This window comes from Alteromonas sp. S015 (genome assembly GCF_036864485.1).
In the GTDB taxonomy this organism is placed as follows: Bacteria; Pseudomonadota; Gammaproteobacteria; order Enterobacterales; family Alteromonadaceae; genus Alteromonas.
This window is the reverse complement of sequence record NZ_JAZETO010000006.1, coordinates 257094-272994: the sequence shown is the minus strand read 5'-3', so window position 1 is coordinate 272994 and position 15901 is coordinate 257094. Positions and strand designations below refer to the sequence as shown.

Below are 15901 nucleotides of genomic sequence, written 5' to 3'. Positions count from 1 at the left end.
CGATATGACGAGTAAGTAATCTCAAGGAATATGCGAAAGGGAAAAAGGCTAGCAGAGGGGCGCTAGCGCTTTAAATACAATGCGTAATCGCCTTTACAAGCACTTCGCTGGTTTTGGTAATCCAGCCAGTTTGGTGGCTTGCTTAGCCGGGCCTTTTTTAAATAGCCGTTGCAGATATCGGCTGTTACCCTTTTCAGGTCCAAATTTGTTAGCCATGGCCTTTACGAGGGCACGGATTGCCGGACTAGTTTCATACTCTTCATAAAACGCACGTACAAACCTCACAACTTCCCAATGGGCCTCTGTGAGCTCAATATTCTCTTCTTGCGCTAGCAACTCAACCATGCCTTCTTCCCAAAGCGTGTAGTCGAGCAAATAGCCAGCTTTGTCTGTAGGGATATCTTGGCCCTTATAATTAAAACTATAAGTTTCTTGTGTCATGAAAGGGGGATCCAGTGCTTATGTTTTGCTGAGATTGTAGCGAATTCTGAGTTGGAAACTGCTTTGATATGCTTTGGCATGTTTACGCCTCGCGCAATAGCATCATTTGAAACAAAGGCAAAGTTCAGCATTGATTCATTGTCTTCTAAATTTGGAAGTGTTTGAAAAAATGCGGCTTCCAACGCTGGCGCATATACACCGTCTCCATTAAATATAACCCAAATATTAGCGGCAGGTTGCTCAGAGGCAGAGATCAACAATTGCTTATCTGCGTCGCTTAGGTGTGGTGTAGAAATAGTAATAAGCATTAAAATGTCACCACGTGATCTACGCTCTGTATAAGCGAGAGCTTTTCCTCTGAAGTGATCCACTGGCAGTCTAACTCTTCACTTAAATCTGTATTGGCGAGCGTGCTCTCAACATTGTATAAGTCTGAACTTGTTTTACATACAAAGCACTCTTCTATGTCGAAGAAGGGCATACTGGCCAGCCGTTTGGTGTGATTTTTGAGCCCCTCCATAGACGCTGCTTTGACAAGCTGCAGTACCCCTTGATTCTCGAAGAGCACTTTTACGTTGTGTCCATAGTTGGTTGCAGCAAGCGCAAAATCTAAACCGTCTTGACTTTTCGTATTAGAATAGGGACTTTGGGTAAATCTAATAAGTAAATGTGCCATTAGAATTGTACCAGCCTATTACACTTGTGAAGCGCAGTGAAAAACGCACCTAAGCCAGCTTGCTCAAACGGCGCTGTTAAATTAGCGTGTGCTAAGCCATTTTCCTTTGCTTCTAATTCACTCACAATTCCTCGTTTAACAGCGGCTGTAATACATACTAGAAGCTTTACATTGTGCGTGTTAGCCAGTGCTTTCCAGCTATCAAGCGCGAACAGTTCGTCACCGGTATTAAGCATTAAATTGTTGGTATGATGCACGCCATCACTATAAAAGAAGATGTTGTTTATAACATCGCCATTGTCGATAACGCCTTGCACAAAGGCGAGGGCGCGTAAAGCTGTGTCACCCTGAAACGGGGACGATGTGATAAGTATTGAATATTCTGCCATACAAATAAAAACACCCCGGTTAAGGGGTGTTTGCTTTAAACCTTTAACACTGTATTAATCGTCGCCGCCAAACGCACCTAGAAGGTGAAGAATAGACGTAAACAAGTTGTATATGTTCAAGTATAGCGAAACTGTTGCGCGAATGTAGTTTGTTTCACCACCGTGAATGATACGGCTTGTATCGAACAAGATGAAACCTGACATTATAAACACAATCGCTGCGCTAATTGCTAAGCTAACCGCTGGAACTGCGAAGAAGATATTCGCAATTGCTGCCACAAGTACCACAACTAAACCAACTACCAAGAAGCCGCCCATGAACGAGAAGTCTTTCTTCGTGGTTAACGCGTAGCCAGATAGCGCAAAGAAAACAAGGGCTGTTGCACCCAACGCTTCCATAATTAAGCCCGGACCAGCAACGCCTAAATAGAAATTAAGCGTGTAACCTAGTGAAGCCCCCATTAAACCTGTGAATGCAAACACCCAGTAGATACCAGAAGCCGAATCCGCTTTTTTCTGAACTACAAATAGAGTAATAAACGCGCCGATAGTCATAACAAGAGACATCATAGGAGAAATGCCTACTGCCATTGCTATACCAGCACAAACCGCACTAAACGCCAGTGTCATCGCAAGCAGCATATAGGTGTTGCGTAGAACCTTGTTCGTCTGCAATACCGATGGTTGAGATGCACTTGAATACATCGAACGTTGATCCATTGTTTCCTCCAACAGGACTTATGATATGACCAAAATGGGTCACAATTATTTAGTGTATGTTGTATGGGTTTTAGTTCCCATTTTCAAGTAGTTTCAGATGAAAATGGTGTCAGGTGAATACAAAACCGCCTTTTATACGTTTGAAGCCGTGTATTTGATTGATTTCTCGGCACTTGAACAACTTTTTTAATTTTTCGCTTTACAGTCATAAAAATATCATTAAGATACGCAGCACTTCAGGAGAGTTGGCAGAGCCCGGTTTAATGCACCTGACTTGAAATCAGACGTGGGGTCAAACCCACCGGGGGTTCGAATCCCTCACTCTCCGCCAAATACAAGAAACCCGCACACCGCTGCGGGTTTTTTTATGTCTGTTTGAATTTCGCCTTAAGTATAAGACCACAGTCGCATTGTTACATCCCGTTCACATGTTTAGGCTTGCGTTTTCTTCGCGCAATCTAAAGGTGTTATGTGTCACAAGAAAGTTTTTCCTATCAAAATCTTCACAAACCAAGTAGTAATTTCAAATCTCGAGACGATTATTTAAACCACGAACTACAAATACTTTCCCCAAAGCGTTGGCGTTTGAATTTGCCAGGCAAAGACTACCGCATTGAGTGGGAAGACTTTGTACCCGGAATGGCGGCAACCATTGGTAAAATTGTTATGGTTGCCGCTGTGGTAGGGGCATTCGCTGCACCGCTAGGTCTATCGCCAGAGTTTGTTATTGAAAACGTGCGCTTTGAGTTGCTCATCGCAGCCGTTTTGTTTGTTGTACTGATTTCAGGATTTCTCAACCCATCTGCTAACTTGGCGGGCACTCATGGTCCGCTACTACCACTTGTACCACTTATCGTTGCTTCTGGCGGGCATCCTATGGCATTGGGCCTGCTCATTGCCGTATTTGGCTTTATTTTAGGCATAACTAAGGGCGGCAGTGTGCTTGCAAAGCTAACCAGTAACGGCGTATGCGGTGGGCTACTGTTGTATTTAGGGTTTATCGGCATTACTGGTCAGGTAAAAAAATTATTTGCGTGGGCGGAAAGCTTCGATATGGCTTACTTAGCTTTTGTGGTGATTATCGCTACTATTTTAATGTATGCATGGCTAGAGCATATTCAAAAGCGATGGCTTGCCATTCCACTTGGCGCAGTGATGGCGGCGGTTATTGCGTTGTCACTAGGTGCGCCATTTGAATTCACAACGTCGCCAGGTATGCCCAATTTAAATCCTGCTTATTGGTGGGGGGAAGAGACAGGCTGGAAACTAGGTCTACCAGACTGGTCGCACTTCATTGCTGTGCTGCCTTTCGCCGTGCTAGCTGTGTCCATGTGGTCGCCAGATTTCTTAGGTCATCAAGTCTTCCAAAAGCTTAGCTACCCTAAAAAAAGTGAACGAGCGCACATGAATATAGATGACACCATGATTGCGGCATCTAGTCGTCAGGCAGTGGGAAGCCTACTGGGAGGGGGGAATATCTCGTCATCGTGGGGAACCTATATTATCCCCGCATCAATTGCGCGCAGGCCTATTCCTGGTGGTGCGTTGGTTACGGGGCTATTGTGTGTTGTTGCCGCAATATGGGGTTACCCTATGGACTTGGCCATTTGGCCTCCGGTGCTATGTGTAGCGCTTATCGTTGGGGTTTTTCTGCCGCTAATGGAAGCGGGTATGCAAATGACGCGTGAAGGTAAAACGACCCAATCTGCCGCATTGGTTGTGATCTCATCGGTTTTAGTTAACCCAGTATTTGGATGGTCTTTTACCATGCTCTTAGACAATTTAGGGCTCGTTGGATGCAAAGATAGAGCTGGAGAGCTAGGTAAAGCGGGGCGTTGGTTAATTCCGGGTATTACGTTTTTAGTTTTATGTACGGTCATGGCGCTTATTGGCATGTTTCCGGGTGTGCCAGCAATTATGGAAACGTTTAGAATATAATGCGTGCTTTTAGGTGAGTGCACACCTCTAATACGTATATTGCCGCTATGCTATTACGCAAACGGCGTAGAAGTATGTCTCTACGCCGTTTTTGTTTAGTCCATAATATTTGTAACCTATATTGCTGCACTTGGGTTTAACCAACACAAAGAAAAGGTTACGCGTACCGTGATTTATTTGTCCCAATAGGGCGTATCTTCAAAATAGCTAGATAAAAAGTCGATAAAAACCCTTAGTTTATTAGAGATGAGCTTTCGATGGGGATAAACTGCATATAAAGAGATGGCTTGTGGTACGAAGTCATTCAGTATTGACACGAGTTCCCCATTTTTAAGTGCTTCACCAGCAATAAAGGTAGGTTGAAGTACGTAACCTTTACCTTGTATTGCTACATTCGTAAGCACTTCACCGTTATTGACGGTTAGTTTAGGCGCCACTTTCTGGGCATTGGCCTTTAGCGCTGCAACAAGCGCAGACTTATCGTTATCGTAGTTGACGTAGGAATACTCAAGATAATGTTCGGGCTTTAATTCGTTTGGGTGTTGTGGAGTGCCGTATTTTTGCAAATAAGCAGGCGAAGCACACAAGGCAAGTTTTATATTAGTGATCTTCTTGGCTACCAGCGTTGAACTGACAAGTTGACCGGCCCGTATCGCTACATCAAATCCTTCATCTATAACATCAACCTTTCTGTCGTTTAGTTGAAGGTTAATTGAAACGTTAGGGTGTGCTTGTTGAAATGCACTAAGTGCGCCAGCTAAATGTAGTGTAGAAAAAGAAACTGGCGCACTTACATGCAATACCCCTTTTGCTTCTGTATTCAGCAAACCCAGCTGGCTTTCCATGTCACTTACGCTTTCAAGAATATGATTTGCATGCTGTAAGCATTGTTGGCCCGCCTCAGTTAGATGAATTTTTCTCGTAGTACGGTTAAATAATCGTGTATCAAGTTGTTTTTCCAGTTCAGCGATATATTTGCTTACCAATTGGTTTGAAGTGTCGAGCTTTTCCGCAGCTCTGGTAAAGCTGCCTTCATTGGCAACAATAATAAATGTTTTCAACAGCGCTAATCTATCCATCTTCTATAACCTAACTACCAAAATAACAATAATATGTTGGTAATCATTCAATATTTTGACTCTTTATTCAATTGCTGTTGGTAACTATTCTACGTACATAAGGTTAGCGCACCGCCATATTCCAAAAGAAAGGTGGCGCGTTGATCATTTTTGATATGACACTTTCGAAGACGAGAGATTTAGAGGATACGGCAATGAATAATCAATTTTTGAAAAAAATTTTTACATCTAACAACAGTATTTCTAGCTTGGTGCTACGTGTTCCCGTAGGCATTATTCTTGCCGCACACGGCGCACAAAAGCTCTTTGCGTGGTTTGGTGGTTATGGATTAGAAGGCACAGGTCAATGGATGGAAAGCATTGGTTTAGCGCCAGGTTTTTTAATGGCATTGCTGGCCGGTAGCGCTGAATTTTTTGGTGGTCTAGCACTAATTTTAGGTTTGCTTACTCGCCCAGCGGCATTGGTGAGTGCATTTACCATGGTGATCGCGATTTTTAGTGTACATGCAGCAAACGGCTTGTTTATGACTAACAATGGTTACGAATTTGCGCTAGCGCTACTTGCTGCAACAGGTGCACTAGCTATTCAGGGTGGTGGTAAGTTTTCAATTGACGCTCTTATTAGTGACAAGCTTGATAAATAGCGCCTGTGAAATGCCAACGACTCATGAAACCGGCTCGAATGCGCCGGTTTTATTGGCAATAAAGCCCTTAACTACATCTAACTTGGAATGGTTTTATGCAACAGCGAACGCATACTCACCCGTCTGTGCGAATAAACACTGCGTATATTTCTCATGGTGGAGGGCCGCTTCCACTTCTTGAAATGCAGTCAGTAGGAGAGGCGAGAACGCCTGCCTACCATCTGGAAATGATTGAAGCGCTCAAAACATTATCAACAGATTTACCCAAGCCTGATGCAATCATAGTGATTAGTGCCCATTGGGAAGAGACTGACGTCTGTGTGACTACTCACCCAGAACCTTCCTTGATTTATGACTATTATGGCTTCCCCAAAGAGTCGTATTCCCTTGAATATCCGGCTAAAGGAGAAGTAGCACTTGCCACTTTATTATTAAAGCGTTTAACCGAACAAAGCATTGCTGCACGGGAGGATAGGGCACGTGGTTTCGATCATGGAATGTTTATTCCCCTGAGTATTATGTATCCCAATGCCGATGTGCCTTGTATTCAACTATCCATTACGTCTGATTTGGATTCGGAAAAGCATGTGCTATTAGGCGAAGCAATTAGGAAAGCTATTGAACTTGGAATAGCGCCTATAAATAGTGATGTAAAGGGCGAAGCTAATATTTTAGTATTGGGCTCGGGGTCTTCATTTCACAACATGCAGGGCTTTTTTGATAGCTCTAATGATGCAATGCGAAAAGCAACGCGCTTTAATAACTGGCTTCATACAACAATGCAGACCAGTGCCTACAGCGAGAATGAACGCAAAGCTCGACTTGTTGATTGGTACAGCGCACCGGATGCGCGATATGCTCATCCCAGAGAAGAGCACCTTCTTCCCCTCCATGTTTGTTACGGTATTAATAATAGAGCTGCAGATAAAGCCATGTCTTTAACGCTTTTAACCAAACCTGCAAGCATGTTTGTGTGGTGTGATTAACTAGTGCTTCTTAATGCTGTGTAAATGCAACACCTTATTGAATAGCGGCTGGGTTAAACGAGAGCAATTAAATTTTGAACACTTTGATTATCAATTGGTCGTTTGAGTTAAAATGTTAAAATTAGTGCTTTACAGTCCTGCATAAATCATTAAGATACGCAGCACTTCAGGAGAGTTGGCAGAGCCCGGTTTAATGCACCTGACTTGAAATCAGACGTGGGGTCAAACCCACCGGGGGTTCGAATCCCTCACTCTCCGCCAAATACAAGAAACCCGCACACAGTTGCGGGTTTTTTTATGGGCTAAATTTACTCACTTTAAAATATAGGTATCGCCAAGAATTAAACCTACGCGTAACTACAGTCTTCAAAGCTAAACGAACATTGTCATTTTGGGCATCATGAACTGTCGATGTGCATAGCGACCTAATGAGAATTTTTTAAGCGAGAACTTTAATAACATTAAAAACTTCATTCTATGTTCTACGTTCATTTATATGGTTAACGCTAATAGTGTTTGAAAATAATGAGAACGCAGGTCATTTTTTACTAAGATGGTTATTATTCTTGCGAAAAGGTGAATATTTCACCATTTGATTGATTTAATTGAAATTAGTGCTTTACAGCGTTACGTAAATCATTAAGATAAGCGTCACTTCAGGAGAGTTGGCAGAGCCCGGTTTAATGCACCTGACTTGAAATCAGACGTGGGGTCAAACCCACCGGGGGTTCGAATCCCTCACTCTCCGCCAAATACGAAAAACCCGCACTTAGTTGCGGGTTTTTTTATGGGTGGAATAAAAACGTGCTGCTAGAACGTTTTCAACCAACCTTGTTACACGTTGTAGTGTCGATACTTATCACCGCATAAAAATCATTATTCTTATCGTTGTACAAATAATTCACTGTAATTCCATGTCGCCTAAGAATTTCTTGCGAGGGTGAAGTGCACACATACGGATAGAGCTTCTTTTGTTGTTCCTCTACAAATTGATTAACGCCTTTGTTTTGAGTCAACGTCATAGAGCGATAGTGATAAGTGATCTCTCCGTCACTGGTTGATAGGCGCTCCATAGTGAGTGTTGGGTTTACAATTAAAGGGGTGCTCTTATTGCCTTTGCGAACGGCTTCATTGAGAAGCGCATTAGTATAGTTGTCAGCTGCAGTCGCGGGTGAACCGTACAACAAGAGGAGCGTTGCTGCTATATAACTTATTGATTTCATGTTAAGAAAAGTCCTTTTTCATTTCTGGAAGTGTGAAGGTATAAGCGTATAAATATGCTGTTTACCGACGCAGCTTATTAGCCAACGTTGAATGGGGGTATTTAGTAAACTAGGTAAACGTAACATGACACCCACGGTATCTCGATGCTTTTATGATAACTTGCTTTAAATTAAACGGTGTTTCATAGCAACATCGCAGGCATAAGTTTGTTATGAAATATTTTCTGATCTCATCCTGTCTGTATCTTGTAATTACAGAACATTCCATAAAAACCTAGTTATGTCGCGCTTTGTTCATAAAAGCTTGGTATATATAAAAGGTTAGCAATCAACTGAAATCATTACGGCATTTTAAAGCGTTCTTCTTTTATTTTTATAGCGCTGATCCTACGCAGTTGGTAGTAATAACAAAAATCGAGAGGACATTATGCAGGCAATGCCCACACTTAATTTACGGGACGGAACAGTTGAGCAAAAAAGACAGGAAATAAAGGCGTATTTCCTCGATTCTTTTGATACCTACGAATCGCTTTTCTCTTGTCTTGCCAATGATGACGTATTTTATCAACGACCTGAAAAGTTGCGCCATCCATTAATTTTTTATTTTGGCCACACTGCGACTTTCTTCATTAATAAGCTCGTACTCTCTAAGGCAATAAACGAGCGCATTAACCCCAAATTTGAATCGCTATTTGCCATTGGTGTTGATGAAATGAGTTGGGATGATCTCAACGACGCAAATTACGATTGGCCACAGGTGGAAGAAGTACGTCAATATCGGAATCAAGTACGAACCTTGGTGTGCGACCTCATTGATACCATATCGTTCAGTATGCCTATCGATTGGGAAAACCCAATGTGGCCCGTTATTATGGGTATAGAGCATGAACGTATTCATTTGGAAACTTCATCTGTTCTTATTAGACAGTTGCCTATTGCATCGGTACGTCCCAGTCCCGCATGGCCAGTTTGCCACACAATGCAAACTAAGGCTGAAGCGTTAGTACCTAACGCATTAGTTACGGTTCCAACTCAAACGGTAGTCAACAACAAAACGTGGGACAGTGCTTATTACGGCTGGGACAATGAATATGGCTCTCAGCAAGAATCCGTTAGCGAGTTTAGTGCGTCTAAATTTCTTGTAAGTAATGGTGAGTATTTATCGTTTGTGCAAGATGGCGGCTATAACAACGCAAAATACTGGGAGGCTGAAGGCAATAAGTGGCGTGAATATACGCAGGCGCAGCACCCCGTATTTTGGATTAAGAAAGGCGATGACTATGCGTACCGCAGTATGCTTGAAGAGCATCCGCTACCTTTAGACTGGCCAGTAGATGTTAACTATCATGAAGCGAAAGCGTTTTGTAACTACTTGAGTGAAAAAACGGGTGAGCTTATTCGTTTGCCTACTGAAAATGAATGGCAAGTGTTACGACAGCAGGCTGGTGTAACACAAACCGTATACAGCGAAGGATTCAACATAGCGCTGCAAAAGTATGCGTCGAGTGAGCCAGTTAATGTAAATAAGTGCGGCGAATTCTATGATGTTGTTGGTAACGTATGGCAATGGACAGAAACACCCATCTACCCGTTTGAGGGCTTTAAAGTTCATCCTTTATATGACGACTTTACAACACCAACATTCGACAATAAGCACAACCTGATTAAAGGTGGTAGTTGGGTATCTACAGGTAACGAGGCAATGAAAGACAGCCGTTACGCTTTTCGGCGTCACTTCTTTCAACATGCCGGGTTTCGATATGTTCAGGGAAAGCGAGTTATAGCAGTGAACGATTTTGATTATGAAAGTGATACACAGGTTTCGCAATACAGTGAATTCCATTACGGCGATGAGTACTATGGTGTACCTAATTTTGCTAAAGCCAGTGCGCAGTTTTGTATTGACGCTATGCAAGGTCGTCAACACGCTAAAGCGTTAGATTTGGGTTGTGCCGTTGGACGGTCTACCTTTGAACTTGCGAAATACTTCGATCATGTCGATGGCATCGATTTTTCTGCACGCTTTATAAAAACCGCGTTCGATATGCAAGAGCGTGGTGAAATACGCTACAACCTTATTGAAGAAGGTGAGCTTACGTCGTTTAAGGCGCGCAAGCTTTCAGCCTTAGGTTTAGATAAAAGTGCAAACAACGTTGCTTTCGCGCAGGGCGATGCATGTAATTTGAAACCGCAGTTTACGGGCTACGATCTTATCTTTATGGGCAATCTTATTGATAGAGTGTACAGCCCGAAAAAAGTGCTTGCCGATATGGCAAAACGATTAAACAAAGGCGGCCTGCTTGTAGTTGCCAGCCCCTTTACATGGCTGGAAGAATACACAGAAAGATGTGAATGGTTGGGCGGCTATAAAGACGAAAATGGCGAAACGTTGAGCTCTACTCAAGCGCTAGAGAATACACTAGGCAGCGAATTCAAACGCGTTGGAGAGCCTGTAGACATACCTTTTGTCATTCGTGAAACTAAACGTAAATATCAACATACGCTCTCTGAATTCAACGTGTTTGAAAAAATAAAATAGGATAGTGTAGTTTAGGTGCGCCGCTAAATCTGAGACTCACGCAGTAAGCGTTGTTTTTACGTAGTTGAAATAACGTTCTCGAAAGGCTGTGGCTCCGCTTAACAAAGCATAAAGGGGTTAAAATAGGATATGCGAAAGTGAACAACGCGCTGAGACATCTCCCTGTGTTTAACGCTACACAAAGCGAGTTTATGCCTTACAAGGATGTGTGGCAGACTCCTTCTCATCTGAAACTCGACCAGACCCGTCTTAAATACTCAGCGATATTTCGCCGCGTTCAGGGCGCATCTGTATCTCAAACCAACATTGTCGCGCCTCAGCAAGACCCTATCGCCATGTGGATAGCGGATATGGACATCCCGCCTTGTGATGAAATACTTAGTGCTATTACACAAAACCTTCGCTCTACTTACGGATATCAGTCCCTTGATATCGGTGATGCAGTGGCCAAACGCTTTGAGCGCAATGCGTCGAAACAGAGTAGGTATAAAGTAGAAAGCCATGACGTTGTTGATGTTGCGAGTGTAATAGGGGCCTTGGATGTAGCGCTTCGCGCTTTCTGTCAGCCTGGACAAACGGTCATGGTGTTAACGCCAACTTATTCCCCTTTAACTGAGGCTATAAATAATAACGGCTTAACACCAGTATCTATTCCAGTCATTCCAAAAGCGCGTCAAATTCAGACTAGGCTCTCTGAAGTTGCAGTGACAAAGGGGAGCGACAAGAATCGTGAGGAAGACGCCAAAGGGTTTAACACAACCATAGATACTACAGCCTTCGATAGCTCTGCGGCTGCTTTTGTTATTTGCCATCCTAATAACCCTACAGGTACAGTTTTAAGTACAGAAGAGCAGCGTGTTATTATCGATTTCTGCGCCAAGAATGATATTTTAATTATCACTGATGAGGTACACAGCGAGTTTGCATTTAACTCGTCAAATGAACCAACGCTTATACCCATGTTTGGTGCAGAGGTAAGCAATAAGAACGAGGTGCGCCAAGAAAGTCTAAATGGTGGTAACATCAATTCTCATCAACGGCCGCGAATCATCCATATTAATAGCGTGTCTAAGGCATTTAACTTGGCGAGTATTCCCGGCGCATCCTTTGCAGTCATTAAAGATAAAGAGACAAGAGAAACCTTTGTTCAAGCTATTAATAGCAGGCACCTGAACGCCAGCAACTTAGGGAAAGTTGCGTTGATTGCTGCCTATGAAAAGGGAAGTACGTGGTTAGATAACGTAAAAAGTGCGTTAAGCTTTAATCGGAAACTTGTTGTGCGTTTCTTTGAGCACTATGGTTTAACCGTCAATTATACAATGGGCAGCGCTGGTTACTTCTTGTGGCTAGACCTTTCAACGTTTCCTTCCCAGTTAACACAACAGAACACGCTCGATTCTGTGAATGAAGCTTCTTTAAGTGACGCTTCTCGTCCAGCCCTTAAATATTCACCTGTTACCACTGTGGAAGAATGCATCGAGCGAGGCGTTATTGGTACCGATGGCGCACCGTTCGGTTCTCCATACCATATTAGGCTAAATTTAGCCTGTCACCCTGCGGTTGTAGAAACCGCGTTGCAACGCTTGTGTTTTATTTCTTAGCGTATCTTAACCCGCAATTGTAGACCGGTAGTTACTTCTATTCTAAATATTAGAATAATAAGCTCAAATATTTGACATTTTATTTCTATTAAAGGGAATTAAAATGACCGTATTAAATAATTAGCTCTTGTCACATATTCTATCGCCCAACGTTATTCCTGTTGGGCTGAAGTGTCAGTGGCGGCTTACGGTTATGAGGAATGCACGATGATGTATTTGAGAAAAGCGAATGAAAGAGGAAAAGTAAACTTTGGCTGGCTAAAAAGCCAACACAGCTTTTCGTTTGGACACTATTTTGATGCAAAACACATGGGGTTTTCTGCACTGCGTGTGATTAATGACGATGTTGTGCAGGCGGGCAGAGGTTTTGAGACCCACGGTCATAGAGATATGGAAATAATATCCTATGTCGTGAGCGGTGCATTAAAGCACCAGGACAACACCGGTAATGAATACGTTGTGCCTGCGGGCGACGTGCAAGTAATGAGTGCTGGTAAAGGCATAATGCATTCAGAGTTTAACCCCTCTAGTGAAGAGCCTGTTAATTTCCTTCAAATTTGGATTGTCCCAAACGAAAAAGGGGGCACACCGGGGTATGCGCAAAAGACTTTTGGTACACAGGCGGGTGGCAATAACCATGATTCAAAGCTTGAATTATTAGTAAGCGATAACGGTAGGGAAGGGTCATTACGCATTAAGCAAAATGCGGCAATCAGCCGTTTAACGTTGAAAGCTGGCGAAACATGGGAGCATGGCACTGAAGACGGTAAGGGTTACCTTCACATGATTAGCGGCAATGCGCAGGCTATGGTGGACAGTGAAACTAATGAAGTTGAAATAGGGGCTGGTGATGCTTTGGGTATTTACGAGCGAGACATCATTCGTTTGAAAGCCTTAGAGGAAAGTGTGGCCTTGTGGTTTGAATTACCTAAATAGGTACCTAAACGTATTCTAGATCAATAATTTAGTTTCAAATTGTGTATCTCTACTTCACGAATTCTTATCTCATGGTATGATGACTTGAACGAAATTACAGGCTGGTAGTCATTACCATTAATGATAATTGGCGGCCTTAATCCAGTTGAATGTAAAACTGAAGTCAGTGAGATACTAGAGTGATAAAAATAATCCTAGCAGATGACCACGATTTGGTCAGAACAGGGATACGCCGGATTCTGGAAGACGTAGACGATTTTACTATTCTCGCAGAAGCGAAGAATGGTGAAGATGCGGTGCAACTTTGCCGAAAGAATGCCCCAGATGTGGTACTCATGGACGTGAATATGCCTGGTATTGGTGGACTTGAAGCGACTAAAAAAATTGTTCGTATGTCCGAAAATACACGTGTTATTTGTGTTTCAATGCACAAAGAAAGTCCTATTCCAATGCAAGTTATGGATGCTGGTGCATATGGTTTTCTGACAAAAGATGCAGAACCAGACGAAGTAATACGCGCTATCCATAAAGTAGCAGCAGGACAAAAGTACATTGATCAAGAAGTGGCTAATAGTATTGCTATAGGTAAGTTATTACCAAGTTCGGATAATCCGTTTGATGAGTTGTCGAGTAGAGAACTTACTATAGCAATGCGATTAACCGAAGGTCACAAAGTGCCAGATATAGCTCGAGAACTCAGTATTAACTCTAAAACGGTTAACACTTACCGTTACCGAATGTTTCAAAAGTTAGGCGTAAATTCTGATGTAGAGCTAACGCACTTGGCCTATCGTCATAAACTTATCAGCCCTAACACCTTTTAAGCGTCACTAGACGCGCAACGTCAAAGTGAATATGTCTGCATTTGATTCAGCAGCATTTCTTAAGAATTTAACCTCTCAACCTGGCGTGTACCGCATGTACAACAGTCAGGAAGAGGTTATTTACGTAGGAAAAGCCAAAAACCTTAAAAAGCGTGTATCAAGTTATTTTCGTAGTAACCTTGATAACGCGAAAACGCGTTCGTTAGTGAGTCAGATTGCGAACATGGATGTCACTGTTGTTAACAGCGAGACCGAAGCGTTCTTGCTTGAGAACAACTTCATCAAGAAATACAAACCGCGTTACAACGTGGTCATGCGTGACGACAAATCTTATCCTTTCATTTTTCTATCCGATCACGAACATCCGCGGCTTTCTTTCCATCGTGGCCCTCAAAAGAAAAAGGGCGAGTACTTTGGTCCATACCCTAGTGCGTGGTCAGTGCGAGAAAGCTTACGCTCTATGCAGCGTATTTTTCCTGTTCGACAATGCGAAGACAGCTATTACCGTGCGCGCAGCAGACCTTGCCTTCAGTATCAAATGCAACGGTGCAGTGCGCCTTGTGTTGAAGGCTATGTGAGCGACGAAGAATATAAAGAGCAGGTTAATTTCGCTCGGTTGTTCTTAAAAGGAAAAAATCAGCAAGTTATTGGTGGGCTGGTGGAAAAGATGGAAAAAGCCAGCGAAGCGCTAAATTTTGAAGCCGCTGCCCGTTATCGCGACCAGATAAACGCGCTTAGAAAAGTACAAGAACGTCAGTGGGTGGCCGGTACACAAGACGAAATGGATGTATTCGGGTTTGCATTCAAAGGCAATATGGCGTGTATTCAGGTGATGTTTATTCGCGAAGGGCAGCTGTTAGGCAGCAAAGCGTACTTTCCTAAAGTGCCTAATACTGCCGACGAGCAAGAAGTGTTCGAATCCTTCTTTCTTCAATTCTATCTAGCGGGTAATAAAGTTATTCCTAAGCAGATAGTGCTAAGCAACACGTTAAGTGATGAAGACGCCATAGCCAATGTACTAGCCAGTGAAGCAGGGCACAAGGTGCATTTCTTTAAAGGGGCGAGGGAAGAAAAGCGTAAATACCTGCAGCTTGCACAGTCAAATGCGCAAACTGCATTAGATGCACAATATAGCCAACAAAAATCCGTATTTGCGCGCTATCTAGATTTAGAGACAGCACTAGAAGTCGATACGCCAATCCAGCGTATGGAGTGTTTTGATATATCACACACGTCTGGGCAGCAAACTGTGGCGTCTTGTGTGGTGTTTAATCGAGAAGGCCCGCATAAGAGCGACTATCGCAGATACAATATTGAAGGCATTACACCAGGTGATGACTATGCGGCTATGGCACAGGCGTTAAAACGTCGCTACAAATCAGTTAAAGAAGTACAAAAAATACCAGACCTTCTATTAATTGATGGTGGTAAAGGACAGCTTGCTCAAGCAGAAGCGTTTTTTGAAGATTGGCCCCATGACAAAAAGCCTATGTTGTTAGGGGTGGCAAAAGGGACTACCCGTAAGCCTGGCTTAGAAACACTAATACTGGCGGGTAGCCATCAGGTTCTGCCGATGGACAGCCATTCGCCAGGGCTTCACCTTATTCAGCATATTCGCGATGAGTCTCACCGATTTGCCATTACTGGGCACCGCAACCGACGCCAGAAAGTTAAAACCACGTCGAGTTTGGAAAGCATACCTGGTATTGGTGCTAAGCGCAGACAAACGCTACTCAAATTCATGGGTGGCTTGCAAGGTCTTAAAAAGGCCAGTAAAGATGAAATAGCGAGTGTACCAGGCATCAGCCCAGAACTCGCGGATACTATTTATGACTACCTTCATCAATAAATGAATGAGTAACAAGCAATGCATTACGAATTAAGGTAATGTGTTACAACCATGAA

At 43.0% G+C, this 15901-nt stretch carries 15 protein-coding genes and 3 tRNA genes; 11 read left to right on the top strand and 7 right to left on the bottom strand.

Annotated elements, in window-relative coordinates; genetic code table 11:
- Window positions 1-93: 93 nt before the first annotated feature.
- Genes V7R42_RS13320 through V7R42_RS13300 form a run of 5 tightly spaced genes read right to left on the bottom strand, consistent with a single transcriptional unit; the run spans window position 94 to window position 2226 of the window.
- A complete protein-coding gene (locus V7R42_RS13320; RefSeq protein WP_334020757.1) occupies window positions 94-441 on the bottom strand; it encodes a TusE/DsrC/DsvC family sulfur relay protein in 348 nt (115 codons plus the stop codon).
- On the bottom strand, window positions 438-749 hold the full coding sequence (locus tag V7R42_RS13315; RefSeq protein ID WP_334020756.1) for a DsrH/TusB family sulfur metabolism protein: 312 nt from the start codon (window positions 747-749) through the stop codon (window positions 438-440). The genes V7R42_RS13320 and V7R42_RS13315 overlap by 4 nt, the downstream gene beginning before the upstream one ends.
- On the bottom strand, window positions 749-1117 hold the full coding sequence (locus V7R42_RS13310) for a DsrE family protein (protein ID WP_334020755.1): 369 nt from the start codon (window positions 1115-1117) through the stop codon (window positions 749-751). The genes V7R42_RS13315 and V7R42_RS13310 overlap by 1 nt, the downstream gene beginning before the upstream one ends.
- On the bottom strand, window positions 1117-1506 hold the full coding sequence (gene tusD, locus V7R42_RS13305; RefSeq protein ID WP_334020754.1) for a sulfurtransferase complex subunit TusD: 390 nt from the start codon (window positions 1504-1506) through the stop codon (window positions 1117-1119). Before tusD ends, V7R42_RS13310 begins: the two co-directional genes overlap by 1 nt.
- A gap of 54 nt (window positions 1507-1560) precedes the next feature.
- The gene (locus tag V7R42_RS13300; RefSeq protein ID WP_014949619.1) at window positions 1561-2226 is read right to left on the bottom strand and encodes a Bax inhibitor-1/YccA family protein; all 666 of its coding nucleotides are present in this window, start codon (window positions 2224-2226) and stop codon (window positions 1561-1563) included.
- A gap of 239 nt (window positions 2227-2465) precedes the next feature.
- Between V7R42_RS13300 and V7R42_RS13295 the strand changes: the two genes are divergently transcribed.
- Together V7R42_RS13295 and V7R42_RS13290 are read left to right on the top strand one after the other, a co-directional pair.
- Window positions 2466-2557, top strand: a tRNA-Ser gene (locus V7R42_RS13295).
- Between the two features lie 140 nt (window positions 2558-2697).
- The gene (locus V7R42_RS13290) at window positions 2698-4164 is read left to right on the top strand and encodes a DUF3360 family protein (RefSeq protein WP_334020753.1); all 1467 of its coding nucleotides are present in this window, start codon (window positions 2698-2700) and stop codon (window positions 4162-4164) included.
- Window positions 4165-4337: 173 nt separating this feature from the next.
- Here V7R42_RS13290 and V7R42_RS13285 read toward each other — a convergent pair whose 3' ends face one another.
- Entirely contained in the window at window positions 4338-5243 is a 906-nt protein-coding gene (locus V7R42_RS13285) for a LysR family transcriptional regulator (protein ID WP_334020752.1), read from the bottom strand.
- A 194-nt stretch (window positions 5244-5437) separates the two neighbouring features.
- On the opposite strand from V7R42_RS13285, the gene V7R42_RS13280 reads away from it, so the two are divergent.
- From V7R42_RS13280 to V7R42_RS13265, 4 genes are all read left to right on the top strand, one after another.
- Window positions 5438-5887: a DoxX family protein gene (locus V7R42_RS13280; RefSeq protein WP_334020751.1), complete on the top strand. Its 450-nt coding sequence runs from the start codon at window positions 5438-5440 to the stop codon at window positions 5885-5887.
- Between the two features lie 95 nt (window positions 5888-5982).
- Window positions 5983-6873: a DODA-type extradiol aromatic ring-opening family dioxygenase gene (locus V7R42_RS13275; protein ID WP_334020750.1), complete on the top strand. Its 891-nt coding sequence runs from the start codon at window positions 5983-5985 to the stop codon at window positions 6871-6873.
- Window positions 6874-7042: 169 nt separating this feature from the next.
- Window positions 7043-7134 (top strand) — tRNA-Ser (locus tag V7R42_RS13270).
- A 398-nt stretch (window positions 7135-7532) separates the two neighbouring features.
- A tRNA-Ser gene (locus V7R42_RS13265) sits at window positions 7533-7624 on the top strand.
- 70 nt (window positions 7625-7694) lie between these two features.
- On the opposite strand, the gene V7R42_RS13260 is transcribed toward V7R42_RS13265, so the two are convergent.
- The gene (locus tag V7R42_RS13260) at window positions 7695-8096 is read right to left on the bottom strand and encodes a hypothetical protein (protein ID WP_334020749.1); all 402 of its coding nucleotides are present in this window, start codon (window positions 8094-8096) and stop codon (window positions 7695-7697) included.
- 427 nt (window positions 8097-8523) lie between these two features.
- Between V7R42_RS13260 and ovoA the strand changes: the two genes are divergently transcribed.
- The 5 genes from ovoA to uvrC all read left to right on the top strand — a co-directional run bounded on the left by ovoA (window position 8524) and on the right by uvrC (window position 15845).
- Complete coding sequence (gene ovoA / locus V7R42_RS13255; protein WP_334020748.1) at window positions 8524-10635, top strand: 5-histidylcysteine sulfoxide synthase; 2112 nt, start codon at window positions 8524-8526, stop codon at window positions 10633-10635.
- 137 nt (window positions 10636-10772) lie between these two features.
- Window positions 10773-12236, top strand: a complete 1464-nt coding sequence (locus V7R42_RS13250; RefSeq protein ID WP_334020747.1) for an aminotransferase class I/II-fold pyridoxal phosphate-dependent enzyme — start codon at window positions 10773-10775, stop codon at window positions 12234-12236.
- 207 nt (window positions 12237-12443) lie between these two features.
- Window positions 12444-13172: a pirin family protein gene (locus V7R42_RS13245; protein WP_334020746.1), complete on the top strand. Its 729-nt coding sequence runs from the start codon at window positions 12444-12446 to the stop codon at window positions 13170-13172.
- 179 nt (window positions 13173-13351) lie between these two features.
- Window positions 13352-13996: a UvrY/SirA/GacA family response regulator transcription factor gene (uvrY, locus tag V7R42_RS13240; RefSeq protein WP_334020745.1), complete on the top strand. Its 645-nt coding sequence runs from the start codon at window positions 13352-13354 to the stop codon at window positions 13994-13996.
- A 31-nt stretch (window positions 13997-14027) separates the two neighbouring features.
- Complete coding sequence (gene uvrC, locus V7R42_RS13235; protein WP_334020744.1) at window positions 14028-15845, top strand: excinuclease ABC subunit UvrC; 1818 nt, start codon at window positions 14028-14030, stop codon at window positions 15843-15845.
- The last annotated feature ends 56 nt before the right edge of the window (window positions 15846-15901 follow it).

What these genes read in the sequence shown, in the direction of transcription:
- V7R42_RS13320 (WP_334020757.1), bottom strand. Translation starts at nt 441, where the DNA reads ATGACACAAGAAACTTATAGTTTTAATTATAAGGGCCAAGATATCCCT.
- V7R42_RS13315 (WP_334020756.1), bottom strand. Translation starts at nt 749, where the DNA reads ATGCTTATTACTATTTCTACACCACACCTAAGCGACGCAGATAAGCAA.
- V7R42_RS13310 (WP_334020755.1), bottom strand. Translation starts at nt 1,117, where the DNA reads ATGGCACATTTACTTATTAGATTTACCCAAAGTCCCTATTCTAATACG.
- tusD (WP_334020754.1), bottom strand. Translation starts at nt 1,506, where the DNA reads ATGGCAGAATATTCAATACTTATCACATCGTCCCCGTTTCAGGGTGAC.
- V7R42_RS13300 (WP_014949619.1), bottom strand. Translation starts at nt 2,226, where the DNA reads ATGGATCAACGTTCGATGTATTCAAGTGCATCTCAACCATCGGTATTG.
- V7R42_RS13285 (WP_334020752.1), bottom strand. Translation starts at nt 5,243, where the DNA reads ATGGATAGATTAGCGCTGTTGAAAACATTTATTATTGTTGCCAATGAA.
- V7R42_RS13280 (WP_334020751.1), top strand. Translation starts at nt 5,438, where the DNA reads ATGAATAATCAATTTTTGAAAAAAATTTTTACATCTAACAACAGTATT.
- V7R42_RS13275 (WP_334020750.1), top strand. Translation starts at nt 5,983, where the DNA reads ATGCAACAGCGAACGCATACTCACCCGTCTGTGCGAATAAACACTGCG.
- V7R42_RS13260 (WP_334020749.1), bottom strand. Translation starts at nt 8,096, where the DNA reads ATGAAATCAATAAGTTATATAGCAGCAACGCTCCTCTTGTTGTACGGT.
- ovoA (WP_334020748.1), top strand. Translation starts at nt 8,524, where the DNA reads ATGCAGGCAATGCCCACACTTAATTTACGGGACGGAACAGTTGAGCAA.
- V7R42_RS13245 (WP_334020746.1), top strand. Translation starts at nt 12,444, where the DNA reads ATGATGTATTTGAGAAAAGCGAATGAAAGAGGAAAAGTAAACTTTGGC.
- uvrC (WP_334020744.1), top strand. Translation starts at nt 14,028, where the DNA reads ATGTCTGCATTTGATTCAGCAGCATTTCTTAAGAATTTAACCTCTCAA.